The organism is Empedobacter sp. UBA2044, from assembly GCF_002333005.1.
GTDB classification, from domain to species: domain Bacteria; phylum Bacteroidota; class Bacteroidia; order Flavobacteriales; family Weeksellaceae; genus Empedobacter; species Empedobacter falsenii_B.
Genome location: NZ_DDBA01000068.1, coordinates 25,071 through 41,745, shown reverse-complemented (window position 1 = coordinate 41,745; position 16,675 = coordinate 25,071). Strand labels below are relative to the sequence as shown.

Sequence of the window (16,675 nt, the reverse complement as noted above, 5' to 3'; positions counted from 1 at the left end):
GTTATAGACTTTTTTTGTATTGTCAAACTGAATTTATTTCAGTTTCTCATCCTATTTGATAAAATAAAATTTTATTTATAACGATCTATTATTTTAGAAATATTCTTAGTTTCTTCATTAAATGTTTTCCAATCACAAACAGAATTTAGATTAATAGAATAAGTGCTATTATGATTGGACATACTAATATTTATTTTCCCCACATAGTCTGTGCAAAATATTTCATTTTCATATGGAGTTGTAACTATTTTATAAATATTCTCTTCCAATGCTTTTTTATCGTTCTTAGAAATTTTGAATGATTTTGTTGTGTAATCATTGATATTCTTCCATGTTATAAATTCTATTGAATCAGAGTAATCATAAATTCTTATAGATAAATTTCTATCATCAATTGACATCGTATTATACATATATTTTTTATTTACTTCTTTTTCTAACTTCTTTTCGCAAGAAATACTGAAAATCAATAAACTAAAAATGAACAATAAATTATATTTCATAAATAGCGATAATTATGTAAAATAGAAATCAGACTATTCCAAATTCTCGTCCAACATCTTTGTTTTTTTCTTTGATTTTTTAGCTTTCTTTTTGGCTAAAAATGTATTTAAATCATCATCAATTTCTGTAGAATCTTCATCACCCAAAAGATAACCCCAAGGTTTTAATTCAGTCACATTATCAAAAACAATTTTCATCAACGCAAGTATTGGAATCGATAATAGCATGCCCATAATTCCCCACGTCATTTCTCCAATTACTAATCCAATAATCACAATCAAAGAATTAATTTTTACTTTAGAACCTACAATTTTTGGCATCACTACATTTCCATCAATTGCATGAATTGCAATAAATGCAATTAAAACAAAGAACAATTTTGAAGCTGACATTGTGGCAAATGTGATTATTAGCGTTATAATTAATGAAATAACAATTCCTACATAGGGAACAACATTTAGAACACCAGTTAAAATAGCTAAAACAAATTTGTATTTAAGTCCAAGGATAGAAAATGCAATAAAAGATAAAATTGATACGACTAACATTTGTAAAAATAAGCCAATCAAATATTGTTTGACCATTTTTTGAATAGATGTAATGACGTTATAAACCTGGTCGTGTGTATTTGAATTGAATGCGTAATATAAGAATTTTACTAAATGACGACGATAAATCAACAAGAAAACAATGTATAAAAAAGTGAACAAGACTGTAACAGCCATCGATGAAACAATAGAAATTACTTTTTCGATTACAATTGTACTCGTTTCGATAGTGGTTTTGACATTCTTTGTCAAATATTCCATTTGCGCATGCGAATTAATACCAAATGTATGATGAATCCAATCTTGTAAATTCATAAAAGCTTCTATGATTTGTTTCTGAAATGTAGGCCATTCATTTGCTATTTCCGCCATTTGTATAGCAATCAAATAGAAAATTCCTAAGATAAATGCAGCGAAAAGCAAGGTGGTAATGATACTCGAAATAGCACGCGGAATGAGTAAATATCTTTCAAAAAATGCACAAACAGGTGCTAATAATATTGAAATTAAGAAGCCTAATATTAATGGAACTAAAATTCCTTTACCTATTATTGAAATAAATGTTAAACAAATGATTGACAATAAAGTGCAAGTTAGTTTTAAATAAAAAGGCCATTTTCTTATGACTTCCATAATTATGAGTGTTTTATTTTGACAATTTTTTAGATAAGTTGTATAAATATAGTTTTATTTCTTAAGATTTTATTTGAATCTTACGTATATTTCAATAAAAAAACCACGTTATAAAAACGTGGTTTTCAGAATATAGTGAAAAATATTATTTTTTCTTTGCATTTTTGTTTTCGTCAACGATGGTCATTTCATCAATCAAACGTTGCGCATTAGCATACTTGTCAACTACCCACAAAATGTAACGAGAGTCCACCATAATATTACGACAAATCTCTGGATCATAATTTAAATCTGACATTGTTCCTTCCCAAACACGGTCAAAATTCAATCCGATTAATTCTCCTTTTGCATTCAATGCTGGAGAACCAGAATTACCACCAGTTGTATGGTTTGTTGCAATAAAGTTTACAGGCAATTTACCATTTTTATCCGCGTATTTTCCGTAATCTTTTTTGTCATATAAACTTAACATTTGTTTTGGTAAATCATACTCATAATCACCTGGAATATATTTTTCCATTACACCTTCCATGTGCGTTACAGGTTCGTAATAAACCGCATCGCGAGGTTGGTAACCATCAACTTTTCCGTAAGTTACACGTAAAGTTGAATTTGCATCTGGGAAGATTTTCTTGTCTGTAAATACATCCATTTGCGCTTTCATATATGTACGCATCAACTTGTTGATTTTATCTTGATTCGCTAAATATGTAGGCGTTACTTTCGTTTGATTTGCATCTAAAATTAAACGAATTTGAGCAATTAAAGCATCTTCTTTTAAGGCTTTGATAAACTCAGCATCATTTTCAGCCAAAGTTTTGATATTTCCTAAAACAGATTGACCATTAATTTTTTTCGTTCCGTTGATTACCGAATTTCCTAAAGCTGTTTTGATATTTGCAGCTGTTGTAGTTGGTAATAAATTTTGAGGAACAACTTTGAAATAATTATCTGCTAAATCAGAAGAAATTGTTTTATCCAATTCTGGATTATAATCCTTGTGCATAGACGCAACTGTATTCAACGCTTTAGCTTTTGTTTCTGCGTAATTTTTTTGTCCAACCGAATTCAAAATATTGTTCAATGTTAACGCCATTCTGAATGTTTCTGAATTTGAGAAAAATGTTTCAGAATACATTGTGTACGCTAAATTATAATCTTGATTTGCTTTATTAACTTGATTTAAATCTGAAATAATATTCGAATATTCACCTTTTAATTTAGGATTTTTTGCAATACGATTCATAAATTCTTGCTCGTATTGTTGACGTTTTTCTACAGCTTTCGAACGGTTTAATCCTAAAACTTCACCAATCCATTTTTTATGTGCATTCGAAATACGCGCTTGTTTAGATGCATAAGCGATACGAGTTGCATCGTCTTCACGCATTTTTTTATCGATATGAGATAACGCAATTGTACGCACATTGATACGCGCAGGATCAATTACATCTTTTATTTGCTGGATAGAAGAAGCTGGTAAATATTCGTCCGTCGTACCTGGGAAACCATATACAAACGTGAAATCATTCTCGTTAATTCCCGAAATATTAATAGGTAAGAAATGTTTTGGTTTGTACGGAACATTGTTTGGTGAATAATCTGCAGGTTTGTTGTTTTTATCTGCATAAATTCTAAACATCGAGAAATCTCCTGTATGACGTGGCCAAACCCAGTTGTCTGTATCATTTCCATATTTTCCAATTGCAGAAGGTGGCGCACCAACTAAACGAACATCTTTGTATGTTTCTGTCGTAAATTGGTAATATTTATTTCCTTTGTAAAAAGGTTTGATAAATACTGAACGGTAAGATTCTGTCTTAGTTTTTGCATTAAAATCTTCAATATTTTTCTTGATGATTTTGTTACGATCTTCCTCCGACATATTATCGTTAACGCCAGCTAAAATTGCAGTAGTTACATCTTTAATATCTACAATAAAAGTAGCTGTTAAACCTTCGTTTGGTAATTCGTCTTTCAACTCTTTTGCCCAAAAACCATCTGTTAAATAATCATTTTCTAAAGACGAATGTGCTTGGATTTCTCCATAACCACAGTGATGATTAGTTAATAATAAACCATTTGGAGAAATAACTTCGGATGTACAACCGCCACCAAAGTGAGCAACTGCATTGTTGATACTTTTATCTCCAGTACTGAAAATGTCTTTTGATGAGATTTTCAATCCCATGTCTTTCATTTCCTTTTCATTCAATTCTGTTGGAATCCACATTCCACCACCTTGTTGTGCAAAAACACTAAAGTTTGCAAACAAAGCCATTAAAATAGATCCTTTAACGAATAATTTCTTCATTTTTATTTGATTATTTTGTTTACCGATTTCTTAGAATTCCAAAGATAAAGATTTTTATTCAATCGTTAATGTATGCTCAAAACCATTATTATTAGTGAGGTTTTAAAGAATAATTTATTCATAAACTTCGATTTTATTAAGATCAATTGAACCAACAATATAGGTGATTAAAAGTGACTGAATGTTTTTATTTATTAAATTTTACCAATCATTTCTATTATTTCTAAAAAACTATTTTCTTTACTAAAACTTTTGATTTTTTCTATTACTTCAGGATAGTCTTTAAATAAAATATACAAATCCGCTTTCGCTTTTTCATATTTTTTGTCTTTCATTCTGATTAAATAAGGATAAGCAATAAGTTTATTGTTTAGATTATTTGCATCCTGAAAAATAAAGTTGAGATAATCTTCTCTAGTTCTACTAATTGGATTATACCCTGCTATAGTAATTAAGTAAATATTAAATTTTCCTTTAGAAACGACTTGCGCAAAAGATTCTTTAATTTTCGTAGTTTGTCCTATCAAAGCATAATTATCAGAGTAAACAACAAGATTTTTTAAAGAGACAAAACTCATTTTATCAATTGTAAAACCAATAATTTCATTCGGATTGTATTTTATCACTTTATCATCTTTCGTTTTTCTAAATTTTAAGTCACTATCATGACTTGGAGTCCATTTAAGCTCTCCATTTAATTCAGATAGATCATTTAATGTAACTTTTCCAGCAACAAAATCTTTGGCAAAAGAATATTCTTGAGCGTTTATAACAAGAGAACTAATCATTAGTGTGATTAATAGAATTGTTTTCATAAAAAATAAATTATTTATGAATTCGAAATTACTTTAAACAATTTATATATGCAATTTTGTTAGATGAAACGATTTAAAGAATAGCTAAGCTAAAATTAATTATTAACTGATTCTTTCGTAAATTTGACATTCGAAACACATTGTGAAATGAAACAAATTGTCGAATTCCAAGATTTAGGAATTAACAGAGATTACCAAGAAATTTGGGATTATCAAGAAAGTCTTTTAGCAGAAAATATAGCCGTAAAACAATATAACAGAGCGCAAGAAAAGGAGGGAAGTTCAGATTTTAAAAACACTAAAAATCATTTACTTTTTATAGAACATCCGCATGTTTACACGCTTGGGAAAAGTGGACATTTAGAAAATATGTTAGCTTCGAGTGATAAATTAAATGAAATAAATGCAACTTTTGTGAAAACGAATCGTGGTGGAGATATTACCTATCATGGACCGCAACAATTAGTTGGTTATCCTATTATGGATTTGGATAATTTCAAGCCAGATATTCATTTGTATATGCGCAATTTGGAGGAAGTTATTATCAAAACTATTGCCGAATATGGACTAAAAGGTGAGCGTTCGCAAGGAGAAACTGGCGTTTGGTTGGATGTTGGTCGACCTTTTGCTCGAAAAATTTGTGCAATGGGTGTTAAGGCTTCGCGTTGGGTAACAATGCATGGTTTTGCACTAAATGTGAATACAGATTTGCGTTATTTTGAATACATCGTTCCATGTGGAATTCAAGATAAAGCTGTTGCTTCATTGGAAAGAGAACTTGGACATCAGGTAGATATGAACGAAGTGAAAGCGTTTACAAAAAAACATTTTGCAGAAGTTTTTGATGTAGAATTTAAATAAGATAATTCAAAAATATAATCTATTTTTAAAGACCGTTTTTTTTACGGTCTTTTTTATTGCACAATGAGAAGCTTATTTATTCTATTTTTACTTGTTTCCACTTATAGCAAATCTCAATCGTTTGCGCCAATTATTTCGAATTATTCTAAAAGCGAATATTTGGGCGAATCGCCTATTTGGGATATTACAGAAAATAACAAGCAAGGAAAAGTATATTTTGCGAACAATAGAAATATCTTAGAATATGACGGTAATTTTTGGGAAAAATATTCGCCAAATAGCTTAACAATTATACGTTCTGTTTTTACAATGAATAATGTATTGTATTCAGGTGCATTAAATAATTTTGGATATTGGAAAACGATTGAAGGAAAGAAAGTTTACATTTCAATTTCAGATAAATTCAAAAGTTTTGAAGGATTAGAACAAGAAGAAATCTGGAAAATATTTTATCATAATCGTTCTATTTATTTTCAATCGTTCAATTATCTTTTTCAATTTGATGGTAAAACAGTTAAACGATACAAATTACCTGCGCTTTCTTCTTACGTTTATCTGGTGAAAGGTAAAATGTTAGTAGCGACTATTTCTAAAGGTATTTTCGAATTTAATAATGGACATTTTGAGCCGTTATTTGAAATTGAAAAAGGTAAATCAATTGTAATTCATGGAATAGAAAAATATGATAATGATTATTTAGTTGGTACATTAACAGAAGGAATTTTCAAGTACAACAAAACAGCTGGTTTACAAGAGTTCAATGTGGAATTCAATAAAATGCTAAAGAATTATTTAGTGTTAAAAATGATTCGATTAGAAGATAAATTAATCATTGGAACATCAAATAATGGGATTTATGTATATGATTTAAAAACTAATTCTTACAAAAATTACAATCAAAACTCTGGGTTAATCAGTAATACAATCCAAAATATAAGAATAGATTCTAAAGGAAATGCTTGGCTTGGAACGGACAAAGGTATTTCGAAAATAGAATTGAAAAACAAAACTCAACTTTTATATGATTACAATGGTCATTTAGGAAATGTTTTTTCGTTCGACTTTTATAAGGATAATATTTTGCTGGGAACAAATCATGGATTTTATAATTATTCAAATACTTCAAACCAAACAAATTCAGTTCTCGAAAAAGGTTTAATTTGGAATATAACAAATATTGATAATACAATTTATGTTTCGGATAGTTGGGGAACTTACATTTATTCAGGACTATTGAATAAGATTTCTTCTACAAATGGAGGTTTTAAATTGATCAAAAATGGAAATAAATTATATCAATCATCTTTTACGGGAATCAATGAATATATACAAGGTTCTCATAAAGAATCTACTAAAGTTTCTAGTTTAACTATTCCTATTATTGATTTTGTTATTGTCGAAAATAAAATTTTAGGAACTGGAAAAAATGGTGGTTTATATTTATTTGATCTTAAAAATAGAACAGGTAAGGAGATATTTTACCAACATAAAAAATTAGTTAATCCGCAAACTATTCTCGAAGATAACAAGGTTTTTGTACTGATTGACGATCAACATTTAGTCCGTTATGATATAAATAAAAATTTATTTTCTGATGAGAATTTAGATTCAAAATTAAAGAATATTAATCGAATTCGTTATTTAAAGGAGAATCGTTATTTAGTTGAAGCGGATAATATTCTGTATTATTCTAAAGTGGAACAGAATAAATTGATTCATTATTTAATTCCAAAAAAATTGTATGATGGAAAATTGGTTGATGACGATTTAACGGCTAAAATCAACGATCAGTTTTTATATATTAACCTCGAAAACGGATTATTGAAATATGATTTAAAATCTATACGTCGTGAATTACCAAAGATTAAAATTAAAGCAAAAATCAATCAAACGGTTTTGAATAATGAACCTAATATAGAGTATTCAAATAATTATATAGATTTTTATGTTTCAATTTTGAATGATGATTTTGCGAATTATCAATTATATTATCAATTAAATAACTCTAAAATTCAACCACTTAATCAGCCAATAATTAATTATAAACAATTAGAAAGTGGTTCATATCAATTGTCAATTTATGCTTTAAAAGATGGAAATTTTGTTGAGTTGAATCATTTTGATTTTCGGGTTAAAAAGATTTGGTATTTATCAAATTTGATGATATTATTTTATATTTTATTAATTGTTGGATCGATTTTGGCTATTTATAAGTATAACAGAATGAAGTTGAAACAAAGTTTCAGAATTAAACAAAAGCAATTTGAATATGAATTGAATTTGATGGAAATGAAACATCAACAAGAGTTGAAAGAATTGAATCATCATAAAGAAAAACAACATTTAGAAACTTCTTTACAAACAAAATCTACAGAATTGGCAGGACAAGCTTTGAAATTAGCTAATCAACGTGCTATGATCCTAGAAATTAATCAATTGTTTTCTCAATTGGAAATGAATGAAATCAATAAAAAGTTAAAAAAGAAATTTGAGAAAACGTTTTCGGAATATAGTTACAACAGAAATGAATGGCAAAATTTCGAATTAAATATTCAGGAAATTCACCAAGATTTTATTAAGAGATTAGCTGACAAGTATTCTAATTTAACTGCGAAAGACTTAAAACTGTGTGTATTCCTTCGAATGAATTTATCAACCAAAGAGATTGCTCCTTTAATGCACCTTAATTATCGATCAGTAGAACTACAACGATATAGATTACGCAAAAAAATGCAAATTCCTTCTGAAATAAACCTAAATAAGTATATGATTAATTTTTAAATATCGGAAAATAAATTACATCATAACTACATCATGTTGTAAATGTAATGATTTATAATTATTTGGTATTTAGTATTATATATTTTATTTTTTTAGAAAATTATTCTAACTAAAATTATTACTTGTTAATCAAGTGTTAAAACATTCTATTTTTGAAATAACCATTTATTGAAATAGAATGAAAAAATATTTTCTTCCATTATTTATTCTCGGGTCTTTCTGTGTAAATGCCCAAGTTACTAACGATTCTATACAGATAGGAGATCCTTTTGAAAGTGATTCTATTATACTAGATCAAGCCGTTGTGGTTGGATATGGTACTGTTAAGAAATCAGATCTTACATCAGCTGTTTCATCAGCTAATGCTAAAGACATTACGCAAATTGCAAGTACAACTGCCATGCAGTCTTTGCAGGGTAAATTAGCTGGTGTTAATATTATTAATACGGATACTCCAGGAGGTACACCAACTGTTTTGGTTCGTGGAATGGGTACAGCTTTGGGAGGTAAAGCTCCTTTGTATGTTGTGGATGGGTTAATTGTTCCAAATATTAATAATATTAATCCAAATGACATTGAAAAAATTGATGTTTTAAAAGATGCAGGATCTTCAGCTATTTATGGAGTTCGTGGTGCAAACGGTGTTGTTGTTGTAACAACTAAACGTGGTAAAACAGGAAAGATAAGAGTTAACTATGATTCATATATTGGAGTAAGAAATACTATGAATATGGTAGATATGGCTGATGCTAATCAGTACATAACTTATTTTAACGAGCAAAGAAAAGCAACAGGAGGTTCTTTGATTTCTACAAATCAACAATATAACACGAATTGGTTTGATGAAATGTTAACCACAGGACAGTTAGTTAGTAATAATGTTTCGTTGGCTGGTGCTGGAGAAAATATTAATTACATGTTCAGTATTAATAATTTCGAAGAGAAAGGAATTTTAGAAGGAAATAACTTCAAAAGAACAACTGTTCGTAGTAACAACGATTACAAATTGTTTGATGGAGTTTTAAAGATTAAACAAAACGTTAGCGCTACATTTTCTAGAGAAGTTCCTAAACCATATGGAGCATTTGATACAGCTTACCGTCAGTCACCATTAGTTCCTGTAAAATATGATAACGGAAGATGGGGTTTACCTATTTTTAATACAACTACAGGAGAAGTAACATACGTTGCAAAACCAGGAGAGGTGACAAGTAATTTGAACTCTCATGGTAATCCAATGTCTACTTTATTCTATGATAATCAAAAAGCTAATTCTACTACGCTTCAAGGAAATATTGAAGCTGAACTAAAATTAGCAAAAGGTTTAACTGTAACTTCTCGTGCTGGAGGAACAAAATATTGGTACAAATACAGAGAATTTAATCCAATTAAAGAAAGATGGATTGCAGGTAATCCAATTAGAACTGCTGCTGAATTTGAAGATTTAAAAGCGAAAAATCCAGCAAGTTCAACTTATATGAATAACTCTCTAAATCTAAATAATGTAGAAACATTTAGATGGTCATGGGAAAATTTTGTAACATTTGATCGCAAATTTGGAGATCATTCGTTCAATGTTGTTGCGGGAGTTTCTGCTGAAAAAATGGGTATTGGTCAATATTCAGATATCACAGTATATGATGTTCCTGATAAAGAACAATATTGGTCAGCTCATCATGCTTCTGGACAATACAAGGCTGCAATGGATCAAAATAATTACACTCCAATTGCTTATGCTTCTTATTTTGCGCGTTTACAATATAATTACGCAAATAAATACTACGTTTCTGGAATTATTCGTAGAGATGGCTCAAGTCAATTTAAACAAAACGAAAAATATTGGGGAACTTTCCCATCAGTTTCTGCTGCTTGGAATATTTCTAACGAAGAGTTCTTAAAAGATAGTAATGTAATTTCTTTCTTAAAACTTCGCGGAGGTTGGGGACGCTTAGGTAATGCAGATGTGCCATACAATTATACAACAATTTCTACTTCAACAGGTAGTGATAATGCGAATTATGTTTTTGGACCAGGTCAAGATTTAATTTATGGAGCTTATATCGGATCTCCAGCTTATGATATTTCATGGGAAATTGTAGATGAATGGAGTGCTGGTCTAGATTTCGAGTTATTGAAAGGTAAATTATCAGGAAGTTTAGATTACTACAACAAGACCACGAAAAATGCCATCTTAAATATTAAACAAATAGGATCGTCTCCTTATGAAAAAGATTTTTATGACCATGCTGCAAAAGTAGTAAATCAAGGTTTTGAAATTGCTTTGAATTATCGTAATGAAACAGCTGGAGGATTTAGATATTCGATAGGTGGTAACTTTAACTACAATGAAAATGAAGTGAAGTCTGTGAAAGAAGGATATTCTGGAATGACAGGAGGTTCTTTAGGAAATGGACAAATTGCAAAACGTTTAGAAGCTGGTCAACCACTTGGTTCTTTCTGGTTATATGAAGTAGAAGGTGTTTGGCAAACACAAGATGAAATAAATAGCAATGCTCATTTATCAAGTGCTCGTCCAGGACATTTACGCTACAAAGACCAAAATGGAGATGGAGTTATTGATGATCGTGATAAAAAATTCATGGGATCATATATTCCAAAATATAACTACGGAATCAATGTTAGTTTAGAATATAAAAATTTCGATTTAACGATTAGCGGTTACGGAGCTGGAGGTAACAAGATTTACAATGGTATCAAAAATACACGTTTAGGAGGGGAAAATATAACAGTTGATATGTTTAACGATCGTTGGACAGGAGCTGGTAGTACAAATTCTCATCCAGGAGCGGAGCGTGATCAAGTTGCTTCTTCTTACTATTTAGAAAAAGGTAATTATTTCAAATTAAGTAACATGACAATAGGATATAATTTTAGAGATAAAATTGATTTTATCAGAAACCTAAGATTATATGTTAGTGCACAAAATGTATTCATGATTACGAAGTATTCAGGATTTACACCGGAATTAACTTTAGATAATGTAAAAGGAAAACGTTATGATGGAAGTCCTTATGGAACGACAGGTATGGATTTCTCTGCATATCCAAATGTTAGAACATTTTTAGTTGGATTAAACGTAGAATTCTAATCTAGAAAATTTTAAAAAAATGAAAAAAAATATATTTAAAATAGTAACATTAGCTTCTATTCTTTCAATCGGAACATTAAGTTCATGTACAAGTGATTTTTTGAATGTAGATTCTCAAGAAAATATAGCTATTGATGATCAAGCTTCTCAATCTCCAGAAAAATATGTGAATGGTATTTACGGAATGTTTACAGATTGGGATTATGCATTCTCTTGGTTAGGAGTTACTGAAATGATTTCTGATAATGCAGATAAAGGAAGTTCCTCTACAGATAATGGTGGAGATAAAAGAGATTTAGACGAATTATTACATAGTTCTACAACTGGTTCTATCGAAGCTATGTGGAAACGTTTTTATAAAACAATTGGTAGAGCGTCATATTCTATAAAATATACGACAGAATCATCAATCACAGATGCAGAAAAAAATAGATTAATTGGGGAAGCAAAATTTTTGAGAGCTGTTTCTTATTTCTATTTGGTTCGTATGTTTGGAGATACTGTGATACAGGAGTTAGATGTTCCGGCGTCTTATTCAGTACGTAAACCAAAAGCAGAAGTTTATGCATACATTGAAGCAGATTTATTAGATGCAATATCAAAACTTCCTACTAAAAATGAATATGCTGCAAAAGATTTAGGACGTGCAACAAAAGGAGCTGCTCAAGCTTTATTGGCAAAGGTATATTTATACCAAGGAAAAAATCAACAAGCGTACGATATGGCTACAACCGTTGTTAATTCTGGTATTTATGATTTAGAAAGTGATTACGCAACAACTTGGAGAAAAGAAACTGAGAATGGTAAAGAGTCTTTATTTGAAATCCAAGCTCGTGGAGATGCTGTTGCGCATGGCGTTCAACAATATTCAGAAACTCAAGGAGCTCGTGGTACTGGAGGTTGGGGATGGGGATTCAATGTTCCTTCTCAAAATTTATTAGATGCTTTTAATGCTGAAGGAGATGCTATTCGTCGTGATGCAACAATCATTTTTAGAGGTGAAACTTTATATGACGGTCGTTTAGTTCCAACTTCTGTAGAAAACCCGATGTATAACGAAAAAGCGTATTCAAGTGCGAATCTTGGTTCTGCGGATGGAGACAAAAACATTCGTGTAATTCGTTTTTCTGAAGTTTTATTAATTCAAGCTGAAGCAGCAAATGAAATTGGGCAAGATGCTTTAACACCTCTTAATCGTGTTAGAACACGTGTAAAATTAGCTCCAATAGCAAGTATGTCTAAAGATCAATTACGATTAAAAATTTGGAATGAAAGACGTTTGGAGTTAGCATTTGAGCATGATCGTTGGTTTGATTTAGTTCGTACTGGTCAAGCAAAAGAGATGATGGCGAAAAATGGTAAAACTTTCGTTACTGGAAAACATGAATTGTTCCCAATTCCAAATGGACAAATTATTCAAACTCCAACAATGACTCAAAACCCAGGTTGGTAATGATTAAATTAAATAAAACAATAGTTACTTGCGCTTTTTTATGTGGCGCAAGTGCTTTTGCTCAAACAAAACAAGAAAATAAGCTGTTAGATAAAGTTCAAAAACAGACGATTCAATATTTTTGGGATTACGCTGAACCTCATTCAAAATTAGCTCGTGAACGTTTTCATCCTGATGGTTTTTATCCAGAAAATGATTCAAATATCATTACAACAGGAGGAACAGGATTTGGATTAATGAGTTTAATTGTTGGTATTGATCGCGAATTTATTCCAAGAAAAGAAGCAACTGAACGAATTTTAACAGGATTGAAATTTTTACAAAATGCAAATCGTTTTCATGGAGCTTGGCCACATTGGTTAAATGGCGAAACAGGAAAAGTAAAAGCTTTTAGTACATACGATAACGGAGGTGATTTGGTAGAAACTGCATTTCTTGCTCAGGGTTTAATTTGTTTGAAAGAGTATTTCAAAGATTCTAAAAATGAGAAAGAAATAGAGATTTCGCAATTAGCTGATCAACTTTGGAAAGAAATCGATTTCAATTTTTATACACGAGGAGAAAATGTGTTGTACTGGCATTGGTCTCCAAATTACGAATGGAAAATCAATTTTCCTTTAAAAGGATTTGATGAAACCATGATTACGTATGTTATTGCTGCGGCTTCTCCAAAACATTCTATCAATTCAGAAGTTTATTACAATGGTTGGACGAGAAATGGTGATATAAAATCAAATGATTCTGCATACGGAGTTCCATTGATTGTAAAGCATAACGGAGCTAATAAAAATGTTGGACCTTTATTTTGGGCACAATATTCATTTATTGGACTTAATCCGAACAATTTAATAGATGGAATTGGTATTGATTATGGAAAAGTAGTGAAAAATCAAGCAAAGATTCATTACATCTACAATCAACAAAAAACGGAAAGTTTCAAGAAGTACAAAAAAAATATGTGGGGATTAACGGCAAGTTATACCTTCAATCGAGATGGAACAGAAGGTTATACAGCACACTCTCCATTAAATGACAATAATGTAATTACGCCTACAGCTGCGTTATCGTCTTTCCCATATGCACCGAAAGAATCTATGGATTTCTTGAAGTTTATTTACGAAAAACAAAACAAAAGCTTGATTGGAGTAGCAGGTCCGTATGATGCGGTTGATGTAAAAAATGATCGAGTGATTACGAAATATTTGGCGATAGATCAAGGAACAATTACACCAATGATAGAGAATTATCGCTCTGGATTATTGTGGAAATTGTTTATGCAAAATGAAGATGTACAAAGAGGTTTAGACAAATTGAAATTCAAAACAACAGCCTCGAATTAAAATCAAAAAAATGAAAAAACTAATTTATTCAATTGCTTTCTTAGGATTAGCATTCAATACTTATGCGCAAAAAATAAAGTTTGATAAATCGAAATCGAAATCAGAGTTTATTGATTATGTGATGAGTCAAATGACGATTGATGACAAAGTGGGTCAGATGGTACAATATACCTATGATGGAGGTGATGTTACAGGCTCTGCAATTGATAAAAATTATATAAAATACACGAAACAAGGTATGATGGGGTCTGTATTTAACGCTACGACAACAGATATTACCAAAAAATTACAAAAAATTGCTGTTGAAGAAACACGTCTTGGAATTCCATTAATTTTTGGATACGATGTAATTCATGGTTATGAAACTATTTTTCCAATTCCACTTGGTGAAGCTTCTTCTTGGGATTTAAAAGCAATTGAAAAATCGGCTCGAATTGCTGCTGAAGAAACAGCTGCTGGCGGAGTTCATTGGACTTTTGCTCCGATGGTTGATATCGGTTTTGATCCTCGTTGGGGACGTGTTTCTGAAGGTGCAGGTGAAGATACTTTCTTAGGAAGTAAAATTGCAATAGCGCGTGTTAATGGTTTTCAAGGTAAAAGTTTATATGATTTAAATACCGTTTTAGCGTGTACAAAACACTTTGCAGGATATGCTTTAGCGCAGGCTGGTCGCGATTATGGTTCGGTAGAAATTTCTGATCGTTTCTTAAGAGATTATATTTTGCCGCCTTTCAAAGCGACTGTTGATGCAGGTGCTGGATCTTTCATGACGTCTTTCAACGAAATTGGAGGAGTTCCTTCTACAGCAAGTAAATATTTGTACGATCAAATTTTGCGTAAAGAGTGGAATTATAAAGGGTTTGTTGTAACAGATTATACGGCGATTCAGGAATTAGTTCCTCATGGAATTGCAAAAGATTTGGAAGAAGCAACTCTAAAATCGGTTGAAGCAGGAATTGAAATGGATATGATGAGTGGTGCTTTTCTTAATCATTTATCAAAATTGGTAAAAGAAGGAAAAGTAAAGCAAGATGTGATTGATACTGCGGTTCATAGAATTTTGGAAGCAAAATATGACTTAGGACTTTTTGAAGATCCATATCGTTATTCAAATGCAAAACGAGAGAAAGAAACGGTAATGAAACAAGAGTTTTTAAATGAAGCTCGTGATGTTGCGCGTAAATCAATGGTTTTATTAAAGAATGAGAAACAAATTTTACCATTAAAAGAATCTCAAAAAGTTGCGGTAATTGGACCTTTAGTTAAAGATGAAAAAAACATCATCGGAAACTGGGCTGCACGTGGAGATCGATACGGAAAAGCGTGGTCTGTTTGGGAAGGTTTGAACGATGTTTTAGGTAAAAATGCAAAAATTACTTACGCACAAGGAACAGAACTTAATTCGTCTAAAACTGATGGTTTTCAAGAAGCAATTAATTTAGCGAAAAACTCGGATGTAATTGTTGCGGTTATGGGAGAAAACGAGAATCAAACAGGTGAAGCTGCTTCTCAAACAAATATAGATTTACCAGGAAATCAGAAAGAATTATTAAAAGAATTAAAGAAACTTGGTAAGCCAATTGTTTTAGTTTTAATGGCTGGTCGTCCAATGACAATTTCGTGGGAAAATGATAATATGGATGCAATTTTATACGCATGGTATCCAGGAACAATGGGAGGTTTAGCGATTACAGATGTGTTGTATGGAAAATACAATCCTTCGGCCAAAACACCGATGACATTTCCTCGTTCTGTAGGTCAAATTCCAATTCATTACAATCAAAAAAATACAGGTAGACCTTATTTAGGAGAAAGTGATGCAGAGCAAAAATATAAATCTCGTTATACAGATTCTCCGAATTCGCCTTTATATCCATTTGGTTATGGTTTAAGTTATACAACGTTTGATTATAGTAACTTAAAAGTGAATAAATCAACGATGAAGAATGGAAAAGATGAAATAAAAGTCACTGTAAATGTTAAAAATACAGGAAACTACGATGGAGAAGAAGTAGTACAATTATATGTTCGCGATTTAGTAGGAAGTGTGACGCGTCCAGTTCGAGAATTGAAAGGTTTTGATAAAGTGATGATTAAGAAAGGAGAAACAAAAACAATTACGTTTACATTAACTCCAGAAGATTTAAAATTCCACGATATCAATATGAATTATGTTGCTGAAGCTGGAGATTTCGACATTTTTGTTGGAGGAAATTCAGACGCAACGCTTAAAACAAGTTTTACTTTAGTTGATTAAATTCCTCATTTATAGTTTTAGTTAGAAATTTAATTTATTTCTCATCCAAGTAAGTATTGT

At 30.8% G+C, this 16,675-nt stretch carries 10 protein-coding genes; 6 read left to right on the top strand and 4 right to left on the bottom strand.

What is annotated here, in order from left to right; all coding sequences use genetic code 11:
- Positions 1 to 71: 71 nt before the first annotated feature.
- The 4 genes from B4E59_RS12770 to B4E59_RS12755 all read right to left on the bottom strand — a co-directional run bounded on the left by B4E59_RS12770 (position 72) and on the right by B4E59_RS12755 (position 4,814).
- Positions 72 to 503, bottom strand: coding sequence for a hypothetical protein (locus tag B4E59_RS12770; RefSeq protein WP_219034573.1), 432 nt, complete (start codon positions 501 to 503; stop codon positions 72 to 74).
- A gap of 33 nt (positions 504 to 536) precedes the next feature.
- Positions 537 to 1,685 carry an AI-2E family transporter gene (locus B4E59_RS12765; RefSeq protein WP_291053348.1) on the bottom strand — a complete coding sequence of 383 codons (1,149 nt, stop codon included), beginning with the start codon at positions 1,683 to 1,685 and terminating at the stop codon, positions 537 to 539.
- A gap of 145 nt (positions 1,686 to 1,830) precedes the next feature.
- The gene (locus B4E59_RS12760; RefSeq protein ID WP_291053345.1) at positions 1,831 to 3,999 is read right to left on the bottom strand and encodes a S46 family peptidase; all 2,169 of its coding nucleotides are present in this window, start codon (positions 3,997 to 3,999) and stop codon (positions 1,831 to 1,833) included.
- A gap of 194 nt (positions 4,000 to 4,193) precedes the next feature.
- Positions 4,194 to 4,814 carry a hypothetical protein gene (locus B4E59_RS12755; protein ID WP_125350692.1) on the bottom strand — a complete coding sequence of 207 codons (621 nt, stop codon included), beginning with the start codon at positions 4,812 to 4,814 and terminating at the stop codon, positions 4,194 to 4,196.
- Positions 4,815 to 4,961: 147 nt separating this feature from the next.
- On the opposite strand from B4E59_RS12755, the gene lipB reads away from it, so the two are divergent.
- The 6 genes from lipB (at position 4,962) to B4E59_RS12725 (ending at position 16,615) form a co-directional block, all read left to right on the top strand.
- Complete coding sequence (gene lipB, locus B4E59_RS12750; protein ID WP_291053343.1) at positions 4,962 to 5,675, top strand: lipoyl(octanoyl) transferase LipB; 714 nt, start codon at positions 4,962 to 4,964, stop codon at positions 5,673 to 5,675.
- A 63-nt stretch (positions 5,676 to 5,738) separates the two neighbouring features.
- The gene (locus tag B4E59_RS12745; RefSeq protein WP_291046554.1) at positions 5,739 to 8,456 is read left to right on the top strand and encodes a helix-turn-helix and ligand-binding sensor domain-containing protein; all 2,718 of its coding nucleotides are present in this window, start codon (positions 5,739 to 5,741) and stop codon (positions 8,454 to 8,456) included.
- Between the two features lie 178 nt (positions 8,457 to 8,634).
- Complete coding sequence (locus B4E59_RS12740; protein ID WP_291046557.1) at positions 8,635 to 11,565, top strand: SusC/RagA family TonB-linked outer membrane protein; 2,931 nt, start codon at positions 8,635 to 8,637, stop codon at positions 11,563 to 11,565.
- Between the two features lie 19 nt (positions 11,566 to 11,584).
- On the top strand, positions 11,585 to 13,018 hold the full coding sequence (locus B4E59_RS12735) for a RagB/SusD family nutrient uptake outer membrane protein (RefSeq protein WP_286495499.1): 1,434 nt from the start codon (positions 11,585 to 11,587) through the stop codon (positions 13,016 to 13,018).
- Complete coding sequence (locus tag B4E59_RS12730) at positions 13,018 to 14,358, top strand: glucoamylase family protein (protein WP_221855170.1); 1,341 nt, start codon at positions 13,018 to 13,020, stop codon at positions 14,356 to 14,358. The genes B4E59_RS12735 and B4E59_RS12730 overlap by 1 nt, the downstream gene beginning before the upstream one ends.
- A 10-nt stretch (positions 14,359 to 14,368) precedes the next feature.
- Entirely contained in the window at positions 14,369 to 16,615 is a 2,247-nt protein-coding gene (locus B4E59_RS12725; RefSeq protein WP_291046564.1) for a glycoside hydrolase family 3 N-terminal domain-containing protein, read from the top strand.
- The last annotated feature ends 60 nt before the right edge of the window (positions 16,616 to 16,675 follow it).